The organism is Rhodococcus tibetensis (assembly GCF_024438035.1).
Taxonomy (GTDB): Bacteria; Actinomycetota; Actinomycetes; order Mycobacteriales; family Mycobacteriaceae; genus Rhodococcus_F; species Rhodococcus_F tibetensis.
In genome coordinates this window covers 161419-177651 of record NZ_JANFQF010000014.1, presented here as the reverse complement: position 1 = coordinate 177651, position 16233 = coordinate 161419, and the positions used below count along the sequence as shown (strand labels likewise).

Annotated in this window: 12 protein-coding genes; 6 read left to right on the top strand and 6 right to left on the bottom strand. The window is 66.9% G+C overall.

Features of this window, described 5'->3' with window-relative positions; translation table 11 throughout:
• The coding region (locus tag NOF53_RS17875; protein WP_255971116.1) for an Hsp70 family protein at nucleotides 1-461 on the bottom strand (461 nt) is incomplete at its 3' end.
• Between the two features lie 273 nt (nucleotides 462-734).
• Here NOF53_RS17875 and NOF53_RS17870 point away from each other — a divergent pair.
• Together NOF53_RS17870 and NOF53_RS17865 are read left to right on the top strand one after the other, a co-directional pair.
• Nucleotides 735-1019: a hypothetical protein gene (locus tag NOF53_RS17870; protein ID WP_255971114.1), complete on the top strand. Its 285-nt coding sequence runs from the start codon at nucleotides 735-737 to the stop codon at nucleotides 1017-1019.
• A gap of 97 nt (nucleotides 1020-1116) precedes the next feature.
• Nucleotides 1117-1704 carry a hypothetical protein gene (locus tag NOF53_RS17865; protein ID WP_255971112.1) on the top strand — a complete coding sequence of 196 codons (588 nt, stop codon included), beginning with the start codon at nucleotides 1117-1119 and terminating at the stop codon, nucleotides 1702-1704.
• Here NOF53_RS17865 and NOF53_RS17860 read toward each other — a convergent pair.
• Nucleotides 1690-1950 carry a hypothetical protein gene (locus NOF53_RS17860; RefSeq protein WP_255971110.1) on the bottom strand — a complete coding sequence of 87 codons (261 nt, stop codon included), beginning with the start codon at nucleotides 1948-1950 and terminating at the stop codon, nucleotides 1690-1692. The genes NOF53_RS17865 and NOF53_RS17860 overlap by 15 nt on opposite strands.
• 758 nt (nucleotides 1951-2708) lie before the next feature.
• Here NOF53_RS17860 and NOF53_RS17855 point away from each other — a divergent pair.
• From NOF53_RS17855 to galK, 3 genes are all read left to right on the top strand, one after another.
• A complete protein-coding gene (locus tag NOF53_RS17855; RefSeq protein WP_255971108.1) occupies nucleotides 2709-3251 on the top strand; it encodes a DinB family protein in 543 nt (180 codons plus the stop codon).
• A gap of 302 nt (nucleotides 3252-3553) precedes the next feature.
• Complete coding sequence (gene galT, locus NOF53_RS17850) at nucleotides 3554-4720, top strand: galactose-1-phosphate uridylyltransferase (protein WP_255971106.1); 1167 nt, start codon at nucleotides 3554-3556, stop codon at nucleotides 4718-4720.
• Nucleotides 4717-5910, top strand: a complete 1194-nt coding sequence (gene galK, locus NOF53_RS17845) for a galactokinase (protein WP_255971104.1) — start codon at nucleotides 4717-4719, stop codon at nucleotides 5908-5910. Before galT ends, galK begins: the two co-directional genes overlap by 4 nt.
• 7 nt (nucleotides 5911-5917) lie before the next feature.
• Here galK and NOF53_RS17840 read toward each other — a convergent pair whose 3' ends face one another.
• Nucleotides 5918-6955, bottom strand: coding sequence for an alpha/beta fold hydrolase (locus tag NOF53_RS17840; protein WP_374212632.1), 1038 nt, complete (start codon nucleotides 6953-6955; stop codon nucleotides 5918-5920).
• Between the two features lie 147 nt (nucleotides 6956-7102).
• On the opposite strand from NOF53_RS17840, the gene NOF53_RS17835 reads away from it, so the two are divergent.
• The gene (locus tag NOF53_RS17835) at nucleotides 7103-8422 is read left to right on the top strand and encodes a DUF2252 domain-containing protein (RefSeq protein WP_255971102.1); all 1320 of its coding nucleotides are present in this window, start codon (nucleotides 7103-7105) and stop codon (nucleotides 8420-8422) included.
• Nucleotides 8423-8430: 8 nt separating this feature from the next.
• On the opposite strand, the gene NOF53_RS17830 is transcribed toward NOF53_RS17835, so the two are convergent.
• From NOF53_RS17830 to NOF53_RS17820, 3 genes are all read right to left on the bottom strand, one after another.
• A complete protein-coding gene (locus tag NOF53_RS17830; protein ID WP_255971100.1) occupies nucleotides 8431-9927 on the bottom strand; it encodes a dynamin family protein in 1497 nt (498 codons plus the stop codon).
• Nucleotides 9924-11723 carry a dynamin family protein gene (locus NOF53_RS17825; protein WP_255971098.1) on the bottom strand — a complete coding sequence of 600 codons (1800 nt, stop codon included), beginning with the start codon at nucleotides 11721-11723 and terminating at the stop codon, nucleotides 9924-9926. Before NOF53_RS17825 ends, NOF53_RS17830 begins: the two co-directional genes overlap by 4 nt.
• Nucleotides 11724-11993: 270 nt before the next feature.
• Nucleotides 11994-15965 carry an IniB N-terminal domain-containing protein gene (locus NOF53_RS17820; RefSeq protein ID WP_255971096.1) on the bottom strand — a complete coding sequence of 1324 codons (3972 nt, stop codon included), beginning with the start codon at nucleotides 15963-15965 and terminating at the stop codon, nucleotides 11994-11996.
• Nucleotides 15966-16233 lie beyond the last annotated feature (268 nt).

Below are 16233 nucleotides of genomic sequence, written 5' to 3'. Positions count from 1 at the left end.
GCCAGTGCCGCCGCGGTGGGCTCGTTCACGATGCGCAGCACGTTCAGGCCGGCGATCTGACCGGCTTCCTTCGTGGCCTGACGCTGGGCGTCCTCGAAGTATGCGGGGACGGTGATCACCGCATCGGTGATGTCCTCACCCAGGTATGCCTCGGCGTCACGCTTGAGCTTCATGAGCGTGCGCGCGCTGATTTCCTGAGGGGTGTACTTCTTGCCGTCGATCTCCACGTTCCAGTCGGTGCCGATGTGGCGCTTGACGGAGCGGATGGTGCGGTCGACGTTGGTGACCGCCTGGTTCTTCGCGGGCTGGCCGACCAGCACCTCACCATTCTTGGCGAAGGCGACGATCGACGGGGTGGTGCGAGAGCCTTCGGCGTTGGCGACCACTACGGGCTCGCCGCCTTCCAGCACAGACACGACCGAGTTCGTTGTACCGAGGTCGATACCGACGGCACGAGCCATAGTGTTCCTCACTTTCGTTTTGCAGTTCCGCGGGCAGAGTTAGTTTTCGTACCGAACTGCGATGTTGGCGCTTGGTGAGCGCCCTCGGCTCAAGTTTGCACCCGAACCGCTTCGGGAGTCAATTCGAACTTGAGTCCAGCGCGCTCAATGTTGTCACAAGGCTCAACGGGCCGTTCCCGCGATTTGTTCCCGTTCGCCGCGGACATCTTTCCACCCGTCGACAGCACCCACCGGTCCGGCGAAGACTGAATGCAGACGTAGAAAGGACCTGTCATGCCAGTACTGCGTGTGGAACATTCCGTCGTCGACTTCGACGTGTGGAAGAAGCTCTTCGACGACGATCCGGTTGACCGCAAGGGCTCGGGCGTTCAGCGGTACCGCGTCGGACGATCCGTCCACGATCCCGCTTTCGTGACCATCGACCTGGAGTTCGCGACCACGGAAGAGGCCGAAGGACTGCTCGAGAAGCTACACATTCTGTGGGCCGGCCCGGGTAAGGCCGCGATGCGTGATCCCCGCGCGCAGATCGTCGAGACGGTGGAGGACGTCACCCTCTGACGCCGTGTACGGGGAACTGACGACTTCGTGAACCGGTGGCACCGTGCCGCTGAGCGAGTCGGCACGACGCTCGCGTCATCTCGATAGGATTCCCACCGTGACGACACCCGAACAACCGCCACGGCGCCCGGCCCCGCCGCGGCCCGTCCCGCCCCGTCCGGAGTTCGCGGTAACGCCTCTGCGCACCGCTCCCACCGACGCCACCCCGAAGGCTGTGACGGTCTCACTGACCGCGTGGATAGGTTCGTTCGTCGTGCTCGCCGGCATCGCGGGGGCCATAGCCCTCGACCTTCGCGCGGTTCGCGATGCACTCGAGGCCTCGGTGGCAGCGGATAATCCCAGTGACTCCGCACAGGACATCACCGATACGGTAAACCTCACACTGATCGTCAGCGGTGCCATCGCGATCGTGCTGGTTCTCCTGGCGCTCCTCGGTATACAGCTGCTCCGGACCCGCAAGGTGGCGGGCTTCTTCACGCTGGTTGCAGTAGGCCTCTTCAGCGCGGCCGGTGGCGTGGGATTGTGGACCTTACTGTCGGACGCCGGCGACGCCACGGCCGGTGTGTTGCAGTGGGCGCCGCTCGCCTACAGCGCACTGGTCGCCGTGGGCGTCCTCGCCTTGTTTACACCGGGCGTGTTTGCCTGGTTGCATCGACGCCGCAGATCCGGCTCAGACCTCGCATGAATCGGCGCTACCCGCAAACTCAGGGTCGGGGTCGTACTCCTTGTTCGACGTGCCCGAGTACTCGGGATCGGGGTCGTACTCGTCGTTTGTCGTCCCGGTGAAGTCCGGATCCGGGTCGTACTCGTCGTTGCTGGTTCCCTCATAAGTTGAATTGCACGCCGGAGTGGCTGCCGCGACCTGCGTGGCGGATGCGGCGCCGAAGAAGAGTGCCGCGGCTGCCATGGCAGTGAGCGTGGTGCGGATCATGATGATTCCTATGTTGTCGTTGTCCGAGTGGGGCGAACCGGACGGCGCGGGCCGACCGAAGGGGAAGTGCATCGCGGCATCCGAAGACCCGGAGAACCGCATCGAAGATGAACGTGTTCGGCTGGGCGCGAAGTACGGGTTTGCGCCGGCTCTTCGGTGCCCGATCCCGGGAACTGCACGTCGGAAGCGTGAAAGCTGTGCATGACCGTTCATATGGCGTACTTCCTGCACCTCGGCGGAGCCCGGCTCCCGGCTCCACAACCTCGTCGACTCGCCCCTGGTCCGTCGACCGGTCGTTGGCCCGCTGGGAATATCGAAGGGGCGTGTCTCCCAGGGGATACCCAAATTTCGGAGGGAAGATCAGTTCTCCTGAAACTCCTTCCTCCGCGAGGCGCGATATGTGCCGCCGTGGTGCCTCGACAGACAACTTCCACCCGTTGCCGGGTGGTCGACGCTACCGACGAACCGGCCACCTGCGACGCGGTGGTCACGACCGGATTTCCTCTCCCACAAAAGATTCGATCAACGCCGAGGCGTTGCCGCGATGCGATCGGCTGTTCCGCCCGAGCGTGTAGGCCCCTCCACCCCGCAGTGGCCGCTTCCCCGATCCCGGCGAAATGTTCATGGTAGAAATCCTGCGCTGCAGCCGCTCTCGACACATCCAGGAAGGCACCCAACTTCGACCCCGAGAAACACCCCGAGAACGACCTGCTTGACAAGGACCGTTTCTGACCGCAATACCGCTTATCGTTCCTTTCATGACCACTTCGGATAAGCCCTCGATCACCGGCGAACGTGCAGACATCGTGCAGATCCTGCAGGAGCAGCGGGCCACCTTACTCATCACCGTCCGCGGAATCGACGACGCACAGGCACGGCAACGCTCCACCGTCAGCGACCTGACACTCGGCGGACTGATCAAGCACGTGTCCCACACGGAAAAGCACTGGGTCGAAACCATTCTCGAACCCGACGAGGACGCGGAGTTCGACATGGAATCTGCGATGGAGCAGTACTACATGCGAGAGGACGAAACCCTCGAGGGCCTGCTGGCCGACTATGCCGAGGTGGCCCGCGCGACGGAGACCGCGCTGGCCGGCCTCGACGACCTCGACGTACTCATCCCGCTCCCCACCGCGCCGTGGGCACCCGAACGGCAATGGTGGACCATCCGCCGGACCCTGCTCCACATCATTCGGGAGACCGGCCACCACTCCGGTCACGCCGATATCATCCGCGAATCCCTCGACGGCGCCAACACCACGATGACGATGGGCACCGACGCCGGTATGGAATTCTGAGGCGACCGGACACGACGAAAACGCCTCACCGGGCTCGGGTTCCGGTGAGGCGTTTTCCGTTTCGGCAAGTGATGGGTTCTCGAGTGTAGGCGTACCTCCTGCGATTCAAAATTGTCAGCGGCTGGTGATATCCATCGTGCCTGCGCGCCGGCGCAACAACTACCTACCCCAGGGTGAAGGTTCGACCACCCGGTGGCCGACCTTCCTGCGCAGTGAAATGCGCGAGTCCCCAGTGGCCATCCGGTTGACTTGGCACCTGTTCAGTTCATCAGATGGGAACCACACCATGGAAGGATTCACCGATGGCGGTGCGTGACGATGACAGCGCGCTCCGAGCGCCCGCCGGGAGCACGGTGCGAAAGACCAGGACGACGCTGGCGGACGGGCGGGAGCTCATCTACTTCGACGACTCGGAGCCGTACGTGTCCGGCGCGGCCACCCGTGAACTGATCGATTCCAGGCCTCTTTCACCCGTCGTCTCGCAGTCGCAGATGCGCTTCGACGTCCTGACGGGCGAATGGGTGGTCATTTCGGCGCACCGGATGGACCGCACGTTCCTCCCTCCCGCGGACGCGTCACCACTCGCACCGAGCCGGACCGGTAGGCCGCCGACCGAAATTCCCGCCGACGACTACGACGTCGTCGTCTTCGAGAACCGCTTCCCCGCGCTGGCGGCGGTCGCAGACGAACAACACCTCCCCGGGTGCGTCGACGGTGAACCGTTGTGGCCGCTCGTCCCCGGTTCGGGCCGTTGCGAGGTGGTCTGTTTCACCAGCGACCCCGACGCCGGCTTCTCCTCCTTGGACGTCGGCCGGGTCCGCACCGTCGTCGATGTGTGGGCAGACCGCACCGCCGAACTGTCGGCGCTACCCGGCATCCGCCAGGTGTTCTGCTTCGAAAACCGCGGCAAGGAGATCGGCGTCACACTGACTCACCCACACGGTCAGATCTACGCCTACCCGTACCTGCCGGCGCGCACCGACACCCTGATCCACCGCTCGCGCGCACACTTCGAGCGGACGGGCCGACTGTTGCTGTCTGATGTGCTCGACGCCGAGCGGCGGTCCGGCCGACGGATCGTGCTCACCGCCGAGCATTGGACCGCCTACGTGCCCGCCGCCTCCCGGTGGCCGCTCGAAGTGCACCTCGCGCCGCACCTCGACGTCCGGGACCTCGCCGAACTCGACGACGCCCAGCGCGACGAACTCGCGCACGTCTACCTCGAACTCTTGCGGCGGGTCGACCGCTTCTTCGACGGCGTCGATACCGTCCCCTACATCGCAGCATGGCATCAGGCGCCGGTCGGGGACGACCGCCGTTTCGGGCGCCTCCACCTCCAGTTGTTCTCGATGATGCGGTCCCCCGGACGGATGAAGTACCTGGCCGGCTCCGAATCGAGCATGGGAGCTTGGATCAACGACACCACTCCCGAACGCATCGCCGACCGCCTGCGCGAGGTTGCCTCGTGAACGCACCACGCCGGGTGGAACCCGTCGACGTCCACACCGTCGCTGCGGGCGCGGAAGCATTGTTCCGCAGCACTTTCGGTGGCACTGCGGACGGTGTATGGGCCGCGCCCGGGCGGGTCAACCTCATCGGTGAGCACGTCGACTACGCAGGCGGGCTCGTCCTCCCGTTCGCGCTCCCCTACGTCACGGTGGTGGCCGCCCGGATCCGCGACGACAACCGGCTGCACTGCGTCTCCACCCAGTCAGCGGACCCCTGGCAGGGCCCATTGTCCGATGTGACTCCGGGGCGTCCGACCGGGTGGGCTGCCTACGTGGCGGGCGTCGTCTGGGCGCTGCGGCAGTCGGGCACCGTGCCGGCAGAAGCAGGCTTCGATGTCGCGGTGCACTCCACGGTTCCCGTCGGCGCGGGGTTGTCGAGCTCGGCCGCGCTGGAATGTGCGTTCGCACTCGCAGTCGCCGATCTCCTCGGGCTCCCCACCGACACGGACGGACGCCGGACACTGATTGCGGCATGCATCCGCGCGGAGAACGAGATCGTGGGGGCCTCGACCGGTGGCATGGACCAGTCGGTCGCGATGCTGGCCCGTCCCGGGCACGCTCTGCTGTTGGATTGCCGGGGCGGTGACAGCCGCCTCGTCCCGCTCGACTTCGAGTCGGCGGGCGCACAGCTCCTCGTAATCGACACCAATGCTCCGCACCGACTGGTCGACGGCCAGTACGGCACTCGACGGGCCACGATCGAGAAGGCGTGCGCGGAGCTAGGGGTGCATACGCTGCGGGACATTCGCGACGTGGACGGGGCACTCGCCTCGCTGGCGTCGCCGGAGTCGGTGCGGCGGGTGCGGCACGTCCTCGGCGAGATACGGCGCGTCATCGAGGTGGCCGATCTGCTGGCCCAGAACCGCATCAGCGACATCGGGGGCGTGCTGACCCGCTCTCACCTCTCGTTGCGAAACGACTACGAGGTCAGCTCCGTCGAACTGGACTGCGCTGTCGATGCTGCCCTCGACGCCGGAGCGTGGGGAGCGCGGATGACCGGTGGCGGTTTCGGCGGCTCGGCCATCGCGCTGGTTCCGGCTGACCGGGTCGGCGACGTCGTCGCACAGGTACTCGACAGCGCCGCATCCGCGGCATTGCCTACTCCGCAGTTCTTGTCCGCCGCGCCCTCGTCTGCGGCACATCGACTCTGAAACTCATTCATGTAGCGGTTCGTTCGTCGAACTCCATGGCGTCGAGGACTGCCATCCGGGTGGACGCGCTGCCGGTGACGGCTCCCACGCGGGCGCCAGACGTCAGCATCTGCCGCCACCTGATCTCGTCGAACGCGAGTGGCCGGGTCTTGTCGAGGAATGTCTCGACCGTCCGCAGGAACCGGATCGGGTCGTCACGGAACGGGAAGTGACCGACACCGCGAAAGATTTCGAGGTGCGAGCCCGGCATGGCCGCATGAGCGAGGTGGGCGTGAGTGACCGGGATGATCGCATCCTGATCACCCCAGATCAGCTGCACGGGCAGATCCTCGGTGAGGTAACAGCGGTCGAGCATGGTGGCCACCTGACCCCGCCAGTCCACTGCCGCGCGCAGCGTACGGACGAAGGCCTCGTGGGCGGTGGAATCGGCAAGGTCACCCAGTATTCGCACCAGGTCCCGGGTGTCGTGGAACAGGATGCCGGGGACGAGCCGGGTTCCGTCGCGTTCGGCGACCATGCCGCCGAGTAATCGAACGGTGGGCATCGCCCCCGGAACACGAAGGAGCTTCACCGCCTCGTTGATAACCGGGAGGGACGCGAGCCGCAGCAACGGGTGGACGTCCTTGGTGACACCGCCGGCGGAGACGAGGACCAACCGGTCGACCATCTGCGGGAACTGGTAGGCCAACTGCATCGCGACTCCGCCGCCGAGGGAGTGCCCGATGACGGTGACGTTGTCGATGCCGAGGGTGGACAGTAGATCGCGCATGCCGTTGGCGTAACCGGCGACGGAGTAGTCGGCGCGGGGCTTGTCCGAACGTCCGTGGCCGAGGAGGTCCGGTGCGATGACTGTGTAATTGCGGGCCAGGTGCGGGATGATCTCGGTCCAAGTGGACGAGTTGTCCCCGATTCCATGGATCAGCAGAAGGGCAGGGCCCTCACCGGCCATGCGGAACGCTCGGCGGTAGCCGTGGACGGTGCGAAACTTCACTGGGTTCCGCCTCTCGTCTCGAATCAGCAACTTCCTAGCTATCGTGACGGACAGTAACATACAGCTGCGCTTCCCTACTATCCGAGATTTACCGGGCTGTGCAGGTCCTTCGCCGGCGGCATTACGACGAGTGTCGCTAACGTGGGTAGTCCGGTGACGCCCACGTGCGGGGTCACCCGGCAGCGCAACTAGGAGGGCATTGTGAATAATGCCGATTCGACCAGGCAGAAGCAGATCGTCGGCGCGCTCGTCGAGGCCTTCGCCGACCTCATGGAGGCGGACCCGAGCGCTTTCCGCACCAAATTCCGGAAGATGGCGGCTAACCCGTTCGCGTTCTACCGGGGCAGTGCCTGCCTGTTCTACAACGACATCCGCGACTTCGACGACCCCTGGGCAGACGAACGCACCAGCAGGGTATGGATCCACGGCGACCTACACCTGGAGAACTTCGGAACGTACATGAACTCGGAGGGCACCCTGGTCTTCGACGTCAACGATTTCGACGAGGCTTACGTCGGGCACTTCAGCTGGGACCTTCGGCGCTTCGTGGCGAGCCTCGCGCTGATGGGCTGGCAGAAGGCTCTTCCCGAGAGTGATGTCCGGGCACTGGCCGAGACCTATCTGCGTACTTACGTCGAACAGGTCATGCACTACGTGCAGCAGGAAGCGGACGAAGCGTACGCACTGCGGCTGGACAACTCTCGCGGCAGTATCCACGACCTTCTCCTGCAGGCCCGCCTCGCCACCCGCGTCAGCCTCCTCGACTCCGTCACGGTGCTCGACGATTACGATCGGCACTTCCGCCGCGGCCGCGGAGTCCGGGAACTGGACGAGAACGAGCGCAACACCGTGTGCGAGTCGCTGAACGCCTACATCGAACGAGTGCCCCCCACCAAGAGGTCGGAGCGTCCGGTGTTCTACCGGATCAAAGACGTGGTGGGGCGCAAGGGTTTCGGGATCGGCAGCGCCGGACTGCCCGCGTACAACGTGCTCATCGAGGGCGCAACCCAGGCACTCGAGAACGACATCGTGCTGTCCATCAAACAGGGCAACGTCGCGGCCCCGAGCCGCATCGTGGACGAGCCGGCAGTCCGCGGTTACTTCGAGCACGAGGGCCACCGCACCGTGGTGAGCCAGCGCGCCCTGCAAGTTCACACCGATCCCCTACTCGGCTACACCGAGATCGGGGATACCGGATTCGTGGTCGCCGAACTGTCACCGTACGAACTGGACCTCGACTGGTCCGACCTCACCGAGCCGGACGAGATCGCCCCCGTGCTCGAAGATCTCGGCCGGGCGACCGCCAAGGTGCACTGTGTCTCCGACGAGGACAGCGATCAGACTCTGGTCACGTTCCAAACCGAGAACGCCATCCACAGTGTGATCGAGGGTCGGCTGGACGAATTCGTCGACGAGATCATCGACTTCGGCGTCGAGTACGCGGAGGTGAGCCGCAAGGACCATCAATTGTTCGTCGAGGCATTCCGGGAGGGCGAGATCGCGGGCGTCTCCGCGACCTGAGCGCGTATTTACAGGAGCACCGAGTTCAGTTCCTCCAGAACACCTTCCGCGCTGCGTGCGGCAACCGTGCACGCCCTGGCTGTGAACTGGTCCAGCAACGGATGACGCGCGCGCTCCCGCCACTTACGGACGGCGGCGAGAGCCCTTACCCGCTGCAACTCCACCGAATCGTCACCGTCGGTGCCGAGCCTCTCGGAAATCTGGATTCCGAATCCGCCGATCAGGCGCTGCAACTCGGCAAGGTCGTCAGGGGGCAACCCCACCTCGGTGGACCGCAACCGACCGAGGAGCCGCAGTTCCTGGAAACCGTGCACGTCGGACAACAGACGCTCCGCAGCCAGCAGAATGCCCCCGGCACCCTGCACCGGATGGGCAGTGAGCACCCTCTTCAACGCAACCAGCGCGGAGTGCGTCTTCAACTGGTCGGCCCGCTGCCCGAACTGGATGTCGATGACCTGCCGCAACTCGTCGAGCCCGCTGCGCTCCACCAGTTCGGCGGCCAGCGTCGGCGAATCCCGGGTACCCAGCCGGATCAACGTGACAGCCATTCGGATGCCGAAGAGCCCGAAGCGATCAGCCAACTGAACGCGCGTGCGGGCATCGACGGGCAGTGGACTGTCTTCCCGGGCGAACCGGTCGGCCGAGAGCATCGCCATGTTCAGGTCGTCCACCGACACCTCGGCAAGGCGCTGGAATGCCGCGAACTCGGCCTGCCGCATCGTGCGGGCCCCCAACGCCAGCAGCCCCGCGACGGGAACCACTGCCTGGCAGAGCCCGGTGCGTTCGAGCTCGCCAGCGAACCGGGCGGCCACTTCTTTTGCCGACATCATGGCGTCGAGACGCCCCGCACCCACTTCGTCGGCTCGTGACACGACACCGACCACACCGAGTGGGCCCGACTCGTCCCCCACGTGATCGCCGATCTGGCCGAGGAACTGCACATCCGTCGCGTTCAGTGTGCGCAGAAGGTACACGACAGCATCGGCGCCGGAAGCCTCGTTGTCGGGAGTGAGCATTTCGAGGGTGCGCGCTGACACATCCCGCGACAGCGAGGAGGTGCCGGGTGTGTCGATGATGGTGGTATGAGCCAGGGCCGACGAGGGCCACTCCACATCGAGACGGTCCACCTGCGCAGCCGTCAGGTGCCCGAGATCGAAGGTGAGATGTCCGTCTCGGCGCAACACCGGAACGTTCGCCGAGCGCAGCTCTGCATCCGGGCTGTCCGAGTGGTACCAGGCGGTGACGGCGGGCGTCGAACCGCTGCGATACCAGGTGACGACACGGGTGCACTCCGTCGCGTCCGTCGGTGCAATGTCCTGACCCACCAGCGAATTGAGCAGCGTGGACTTCCCGGCCTTCAGGGAACCGGCCAGCGCTACGCGCAGGGGCTGTTCGAGGCGGCGAGCACATTCGGTGAGCTGATCACGAATTTCGGGTCGGCCGGCGTAGAGCTGCCTGGTCGACGCGATCAGTCTGCGGGCCTCGGGGAGGGGCGCGGCCGTCATGCCGTGATCGCTCCGTCGTCGCCGGCGACGAGCTGGGCTGCCCGCCCCTTCAGTGCGGAGGCGATGTGCAGGTCTTTCTCGAGTTGCGCGATCCGCCGCGTGCGCTCGGTCGACTCGAGGTTGGCCGCCTCCTGCGCGGCGCGCAGCGAATCGTTGATCGAACGCAGCGCCTGCTCGGCGATGCCCGTGAAGTGATCTCGCAGCAACCGCTGGATCGCGCGCAACCGATCCTTCGATTCCTTACCCACTTGGAAGCTGGCATCGTCGGCAAACCGCCGGATTGCCGCCTTCGCCTCGGCACGCCGCTTGAGGACTCGGCTCTCCTTGTCCTCCCGATATGCCTTGGTACCCAGAAGGACCCCGGCCCCGATCGAAATGGGATTGACCAGCGCCATGCCCATCATCGTGGTGATGAGCCCGAACATGAGCACGCCACCGTACGAGCCGCGCATACCGACGAGGACTTTCTGGGTGATGCCGATCCGTCCGGATTCGAGATCGGCGAGGGAGGCCACCGGCTCCAGAAGCCCGTCGACATTCGCGATGTCGAGGTGCGGAAGCTCCACGGCGCCGGTTTCGGCGAAGTGCTGAGCCACCACCTCGGCGAGCCAGAGCGCCCGGTCGTGCGCCCACACGAAGTTGTCACCGATAGCGGTGGCGAACTCCTGCTCGAGCCACTGTCCCAACGCGTCCCAGTCCTTGCCCGGGTCGCCCTGGTCGACGGTTTCTTCGGCTTCCCGCGTCACGCGGCGCAACCGGTCGCGGAGATCGTGGTCGATGTCCGCGGCCAGGTCGGCGATACCGTCACCGAGGGTCTGCTGCCACAGCGATGTCCGCTTGTGCAGATCCTCGGCCGCGGCCTTCGCCTTCTGCAGTTCGGCGACGGCAGCGACACCCTTGGCGGGATCACGAAGCGCCGCAAGCTCGCTACCGATGCCCAGGGTCAGATGCTCGGCCACCGAGGAGACGTCCAGCGACACCGCGCGACGCGTGTTCGACTCCGCGCGGGCCACCACCCGGTCGCGGAGGAAGGCGTAGAGCTCGACGAAGCCGGATTCGGTGTTCAGCTCCTCGTCCTGCAGCCGCAACGCGTGGGAGCGGAGGACGGAGGAGACAGGAATCAGCGGCACCTCGAGTCCAGCGCGAGCCAGGTGTCCGCGATCGGCCTCCACGATTTCACGCCAGTGGGGATACAGGTCGGTCTTGCTGATCAGGCAGGCCACCGACGGGCACAGGCTCGTGACCTGCCGAATGAAGCCGAGCTCTGGTTCGGTGAACTCCTGGCTGGCGTCGGAGAGAACGAACACGGCGTCGGAGGCGGGAACCAGTCCGAGCGTGCTGGCCGCGTGCGGGTTGCCGGCGCCGCCCACGCCGGGAGTGTCGACGAGCACCAGACCGTCCGCCAGCAGAGGGCTCGGCACGTTGACCTCCACACGCAGGACCTCACGACCCCCGGCCCTGGGCGATGCGGGCGTGATGCCGACCAGTTCGTCGAGGGGCAACGGCACCCGGATCGGATCTGCACCGGGATCGGCGAGGACGAGTTCCGCCGACGCGGTGTCGGCGTTCTGAACGACGGTGGGAAGGGCAGTGGTCTCGTCGTCACCGACCGAGCACACGGTGAGGTTGAGTAGCGAGTTCACGAACTGGCTCTTGCCCTGCTTGAGTGGGCCGACCACCACGATGCGCATTCGAGGATCCAGTACCCGGGTCCTGGCCTGGTCGAGCCGCTGCGCCAGATCTCCGCGGCCGAACCGCCGCGCGACTTCCAGGGTTTGCTCCAGCAGTGCGGTCATGGATTGCGGAGTGGTGGCACTGTGCTCGGCGGCTGCACTGTGCTCGGCGGCTGCACTGTGCTTAGCGGCTGCACTGCCTCTAGCGGCTGCACTGTCCATGATTTCCGTTGACCCGCAATTCTTCCGACCTCGTGCGCGCACCGCGTTTCAGTGCACCTACACCCGACTGTGGAATCAGCCCCGACCGCATAGCGCGTCCGGGGCTGATTTCGTTACATCGTACGGCGGTTCCGGCCGCCCCGTCTGGGGGATGCCGGAACCGCCGTCTCATCACGGCTCGAAGTGATCGACCACGTCCGTGACGTCCTGCGTGGGTGCCACCGAGGAATCGGTGTCAGCGAACAGAGAACCTTCCGAATCACCGCTCAGGCTCGACTCCGCACCGAAGGCGTCCTGGGCGTCGATCGAGGACCAGGCGTTGGAACCTGCATCGACAGTGCCGCCCAGCGTCGAGTCCAGTCCGCCGGTGATCGAACCGGTGGTGTCGGCCACAGCCCCGCCGACCGCTCCGATGTCGGCCGAACCACCCGTGGCCGCGTCGGCGTCGGCCGAACCGCCGGCCGAAGCGCCACCGTCGATCGCACCGCCCACTGCGGCTCCACCATCGACTGCTCCGTCGAGGGCTCCTCCGACCGAAGTTCCGAGCGAACCGAGGCCGCCCACGCCACCGGACAGTCCGGCGCCGAGGTCGGTGACTGCATCCGTGGTGGCGTCCAGGCCACCGGTCAGGCCCGCCGTGGCGTCGACGGCGCTGTCTACGCTGCCTTCGATTCCACCGGCGACATCGCCACCGATTCCGGTCGCGGCGTCCACCGTGCCACCGAGGCTTCCACCGACGTTGGCCGCTGTGTCCAGCGCGCCTTCGACGGTTCCGCCGAGGTTTGCCGCAGTGTCGAGGGCACCGCCCAGGTTGGCGTCGATGTTGGCACCGGCGTCGGCGACGGCACCGACCGAGGCGCCTGCCTCGCCGACCGCGTCGACGGCTCCGTCGACACTTCCGGTCACCGCGCCGCCCAGGCCTGCACCGGCGTCGAAGATTCCGCCGAGACCGCCGGTGAGGCCGCTCGTCAGACCGGCGCCGAGGCCACCGGCCGTCTCCAATCCACCGACCAGGTTGGTTCCGAGGTTGCCGCCGAGGTCGACGCCCGCATCGGCGACCGCACCGACGCCGGCTACAACTCCGGCACCGATGCCCGCAGCGGTCTCCGCACCACCGGCGACACCGCCGCCGACAGCTCCACCGACGTTGCCCGTCAGGTCACTGCCTGCGTCGAGCAGTCCACCGAGAGCGCCGTCGATGCCACCCGACAGGCCGCCTGCCAGGTCGGTTCCCGCATCGAGGGCACCGTCCAGGGCTCCGCCCACACCGGCAGCAGCGCCGAGGCCGAGGTCGGCGTCCAGAGCCGAGTCGAGGTCGAGTCCGCCACCGGCCTCGAGGGCCGTCTCCAACGCGGAGCCGAGAGTGGCGCTGAGGTCACCGTCGGCGCCCAGGACACCACCGAGAGCGGTACCCAGAGTTGCGCCGATGCTTCCTTCACCACCGAGGACGGTGTCGAGGTCCAGGGCGCCACCGGTCTCGAGTGCGCCACCGAGGACACCGCCGAGGGCTGCACCGAGATCCGCTCCGGCGCCGCCACCGACACCGAACGCTCCACCGAGCAAGCCACCCAGATCGGTCACCGCGTCGAGGTCGACCCCGCCACCGGCACCGAGCGCCGCGTCGAGCGCTGCACCCAGACCGGCGGTGGCGTCACCGTCGACTCCGAGGACCCCACCGAGCGCGCTGCTGATCGTGGTGCCCACATCGGCACCGCCTTCGAGAATGCCGCCGAGTCCCAGGCCGCTTTCGAGAGCACCGCCCAGAACCGCTCCCAGGTCCGCACCGGCCTCGCCGCCCAACCCGAGGGCGCCGCTGAGCGCCGTCGTCAGCTCGGAAGTCAGTTCGCCCCCGAGTCCGAGGTCACCACCGAGTCCGAGCCCGGCGCCCAGACCCAGATCGCCGCCCAGCAGGCCGCCGAGGTCGATATCCGTCACACCACCGGCACCGAGCACCGCTTCGAGGGTGCTGCCCAATTCGGTAGCCAGGCCACCGTCGAGTCCGAGCGCACCACCGAGGACGGTACCGAGTGCGGCATCGAGTCCCAGACCGCTTTCCAGCGCAGCCGACAGGGCCCCACCGAGACCACCCTCGAGATCCAGGGCACCACCGAGCAGACCACCCAGCGCACCACCGAGATCCGCGCTCACATCACCACCGGCACCGAGCACCCCACCGAGCAGGCCGCTCAACGCACCACCGAGATCGCCATCCGCACCGAGAACCGCACCGAGGTCCAATCCGCCACCGGCACCGAGAACCGCCTCCAAGGCGGTACCCAGGCCCGCGGTCAGATCGCCACCGACACCGAGCTCGCCGCCCAGCAAACCACCGAGCGCCGCACCGAGGCCACCCTCCGCCCCGAGAATCGCGTCCAAGTCCAGCCCACCACCGAGATCGGCGATCGAACCGAGAGTCGCACCCAGCGCACCACCGAGATCGGCACTGAGGTCACCACCCGCACCCAAAACCCCACCGAGGGCACCACCGAGCACACCACCCAGATCCGCACCGAGCACACCATCGAGCGAGCCCGCCACATCACCGAGGAGATCGCCACCCAGCAAGCCGCCGAGGTCGATATCCGTCACACCACCGGCACCGAGCACCGCTTCGAGGGTGCTGCCCAATTCGGTAGCCAGGCCACCGTCGAGTCCGAGCGCACCACCGAGGACGGTACCGAGTGCGGCATCGAGTCCCAGACCGCTTTCCAGCGCAGCCGACAGGGCCCCACCGAGACCACCCTCGAGATCCAGGGCACCACCGAGCAGACCACCCAGCGCACCACCGAGATCCGCGCTCACATCACCACCGGCACCGAGCACCCCACCGAGCAGGCCGCTCAACGCACCACCGAGATCGCCATCCGCACCGAGAACCGCACCGAGGTCCAATCCGCCACCGGCACCGAGAACCGCCTCCAAGGCGGTACCCAGGCCCGCGGTCAGATCGCCACCGACACCGAGCTCGCCGCCCAGCAAACCACCGAGCGCCGCACCGAGGCCACCCTCCGCCCCGAGAATCGCGTCCAAGTCCAGCCCACCACCGAGATCGGCGATCGAACCGAGAGTCGCACCCAGCGCACCACCGAGATCGGCACTGAGGTCACCACCCGCACCCAAAACCCCACCGAGGGCACCACCGAGCACACCACCCAGATCCGCACCGAGCACACCATCGAGCGAGCCCGCCACATCACCGAGGAGATCGCCACCCAGCAAGCCTTCGAGCGTCGCGCCCAGTCCGCCACCCGCACCGATCGCAGCATCGAGTGCCGCGCCGAGAGCGCCACCGAGACCGGCGTCCACTCCGAGCACACCACCGAGGGTCGCACCGAGTGCGCCACCGAGGTCGAGGCCGCCGCCGATGCCGGCAAGGATGTCGCCACCGAGGTCGCCGCTGATGTCACCGGCCACGCCGAGGGCCGCGCCGAGGGCAGCACCGACCTCGGCACCCAGGTCGCCACCGATGGCAAGCGCGGGAGCGAGGATCGCGGTGAGACCACCGCTCAGATCGATCGCCGGAAGCGCGGAGACAGCCGCGGTCAGAGCAGCGGCAAGCTGGGCGGTGATCTCGCCGCCGAGGCCGAGGAAGCCGTCGAGGGCACCACTGATGACGCCACCGATGTCGAGGGCACCATCGAGGCCACCGCCGAGGGACAGTGCAGCGTCGAGAGCCGCACCCAGGGCGGCACCGAGCTGCGCACCGATTTCGCCACCGATTTCGAGCGCCGCGCCGAGTGCCGCGCTCAATGCTGCCGACAGTTCCGCCGCGAAGTCGAAGTCGCCGCCGAGGCCGGCGCCGAGACCGAGGCCCGCACCGGCACCGATACCTACCGCGCCGCCGAGACCTCCACCGAGACCGAGGCCACCGCCCAGGCCACCGCCGATTCCGGCACCGATCCCACCGGCGACGTCACCGGCGACGCCGGCACCGGCGTTGACGATGGCGGCCAGGTCGGCTCCACCGCCAGCGAACAGTCCGGACTCGGCCACCATAGGAGCGACGGACACGATGTCGGCGTGAGTCACACCCTCCAGGCCGGCGGCGCACAGTGCGTCCGTCGGGTTGGCGCAGTAAGCGGCCGCAGCCTGCTCGTCGCGAAGAAGGCCGAGGATGAACTCGAGGACGGCGTTGGTAGCCATGGCAATCTCTCCTGTGGTCGAGGATCGGGGAGTTCGGGTGGCCACCACAACAGCTGTGACGGCGAGTGAAACCCACGTTATGGATCGGCGGCCGCGTTCCCAACGGGGAGCCGCCCCCTACTCCCGTTCCCCTCGATCGGGGACACCCCCTCGGGGGACCCCGCTCCTCGTTAGGGGATAGGGGGCCGTTAGGGGATCGCCCCCGCGATGCACGGCGACCTGCACCGTCGGCGTAACGAAACAGCCTCTCCCCGCGACAAGCGGGTAA

What these genes read in the sequence shown, in the direction of transcription:
- NOF53_RS17870 (WP_255971114.1), top strand. Translation starts at nt 735, where the DNA reads ATGCCAGTACTGCGTGTGGAACATTCCGTCGTCGACTTCGACGTGTGG.
- NOF53_RS17860 (WP_255971110.1), bottom strand. Translation starts at nt 1,950, where the DNA reads ATGATCCGCACCACGCTCACTGCCATGGCAGCCGCGGCACTCTTCTTC.
- NOF53_RS17855 (WP_255971108.1), top strand. Translation starts at nt 2,709, where the DNA reads ATGACCACTTCGGATAAGCCCTCGATCACCGGCGAACGTGCAGACATC.
- galT (WP_255971106.1), top strand. Translation starts at nt 3,554, where the DNA reads ATGGCGGTGCGTGACGATGACAGCGCGCTCCGAGCGCCCGCCGGGAGC.
- NOF53_RS17830 (WP_255971100.1), bottom strand. Translation starts at nt 9,927, where the DNA reads ATGACGGCCGCGCCCCTCCCCGAGGCCCGCAGACTGATCGCGTCGACC.
- NOF53_RS17825 (WP_255971098.1), bottom strand. Translation starts at nt 11,723, where the DNA reads ATGACCGCACTGCTGGAGCAAACCCTGGAAGTCGCGCGGCGGTTCGGC.
- NOF53_RS17820 (WP_255971096.1), bottom strand. Translation starts at nt 15,965, where the DNA reads ATGGCTACCAACGCCGTCCTCGAGTTCATCCTCGGCCTTCTTCGCGAC.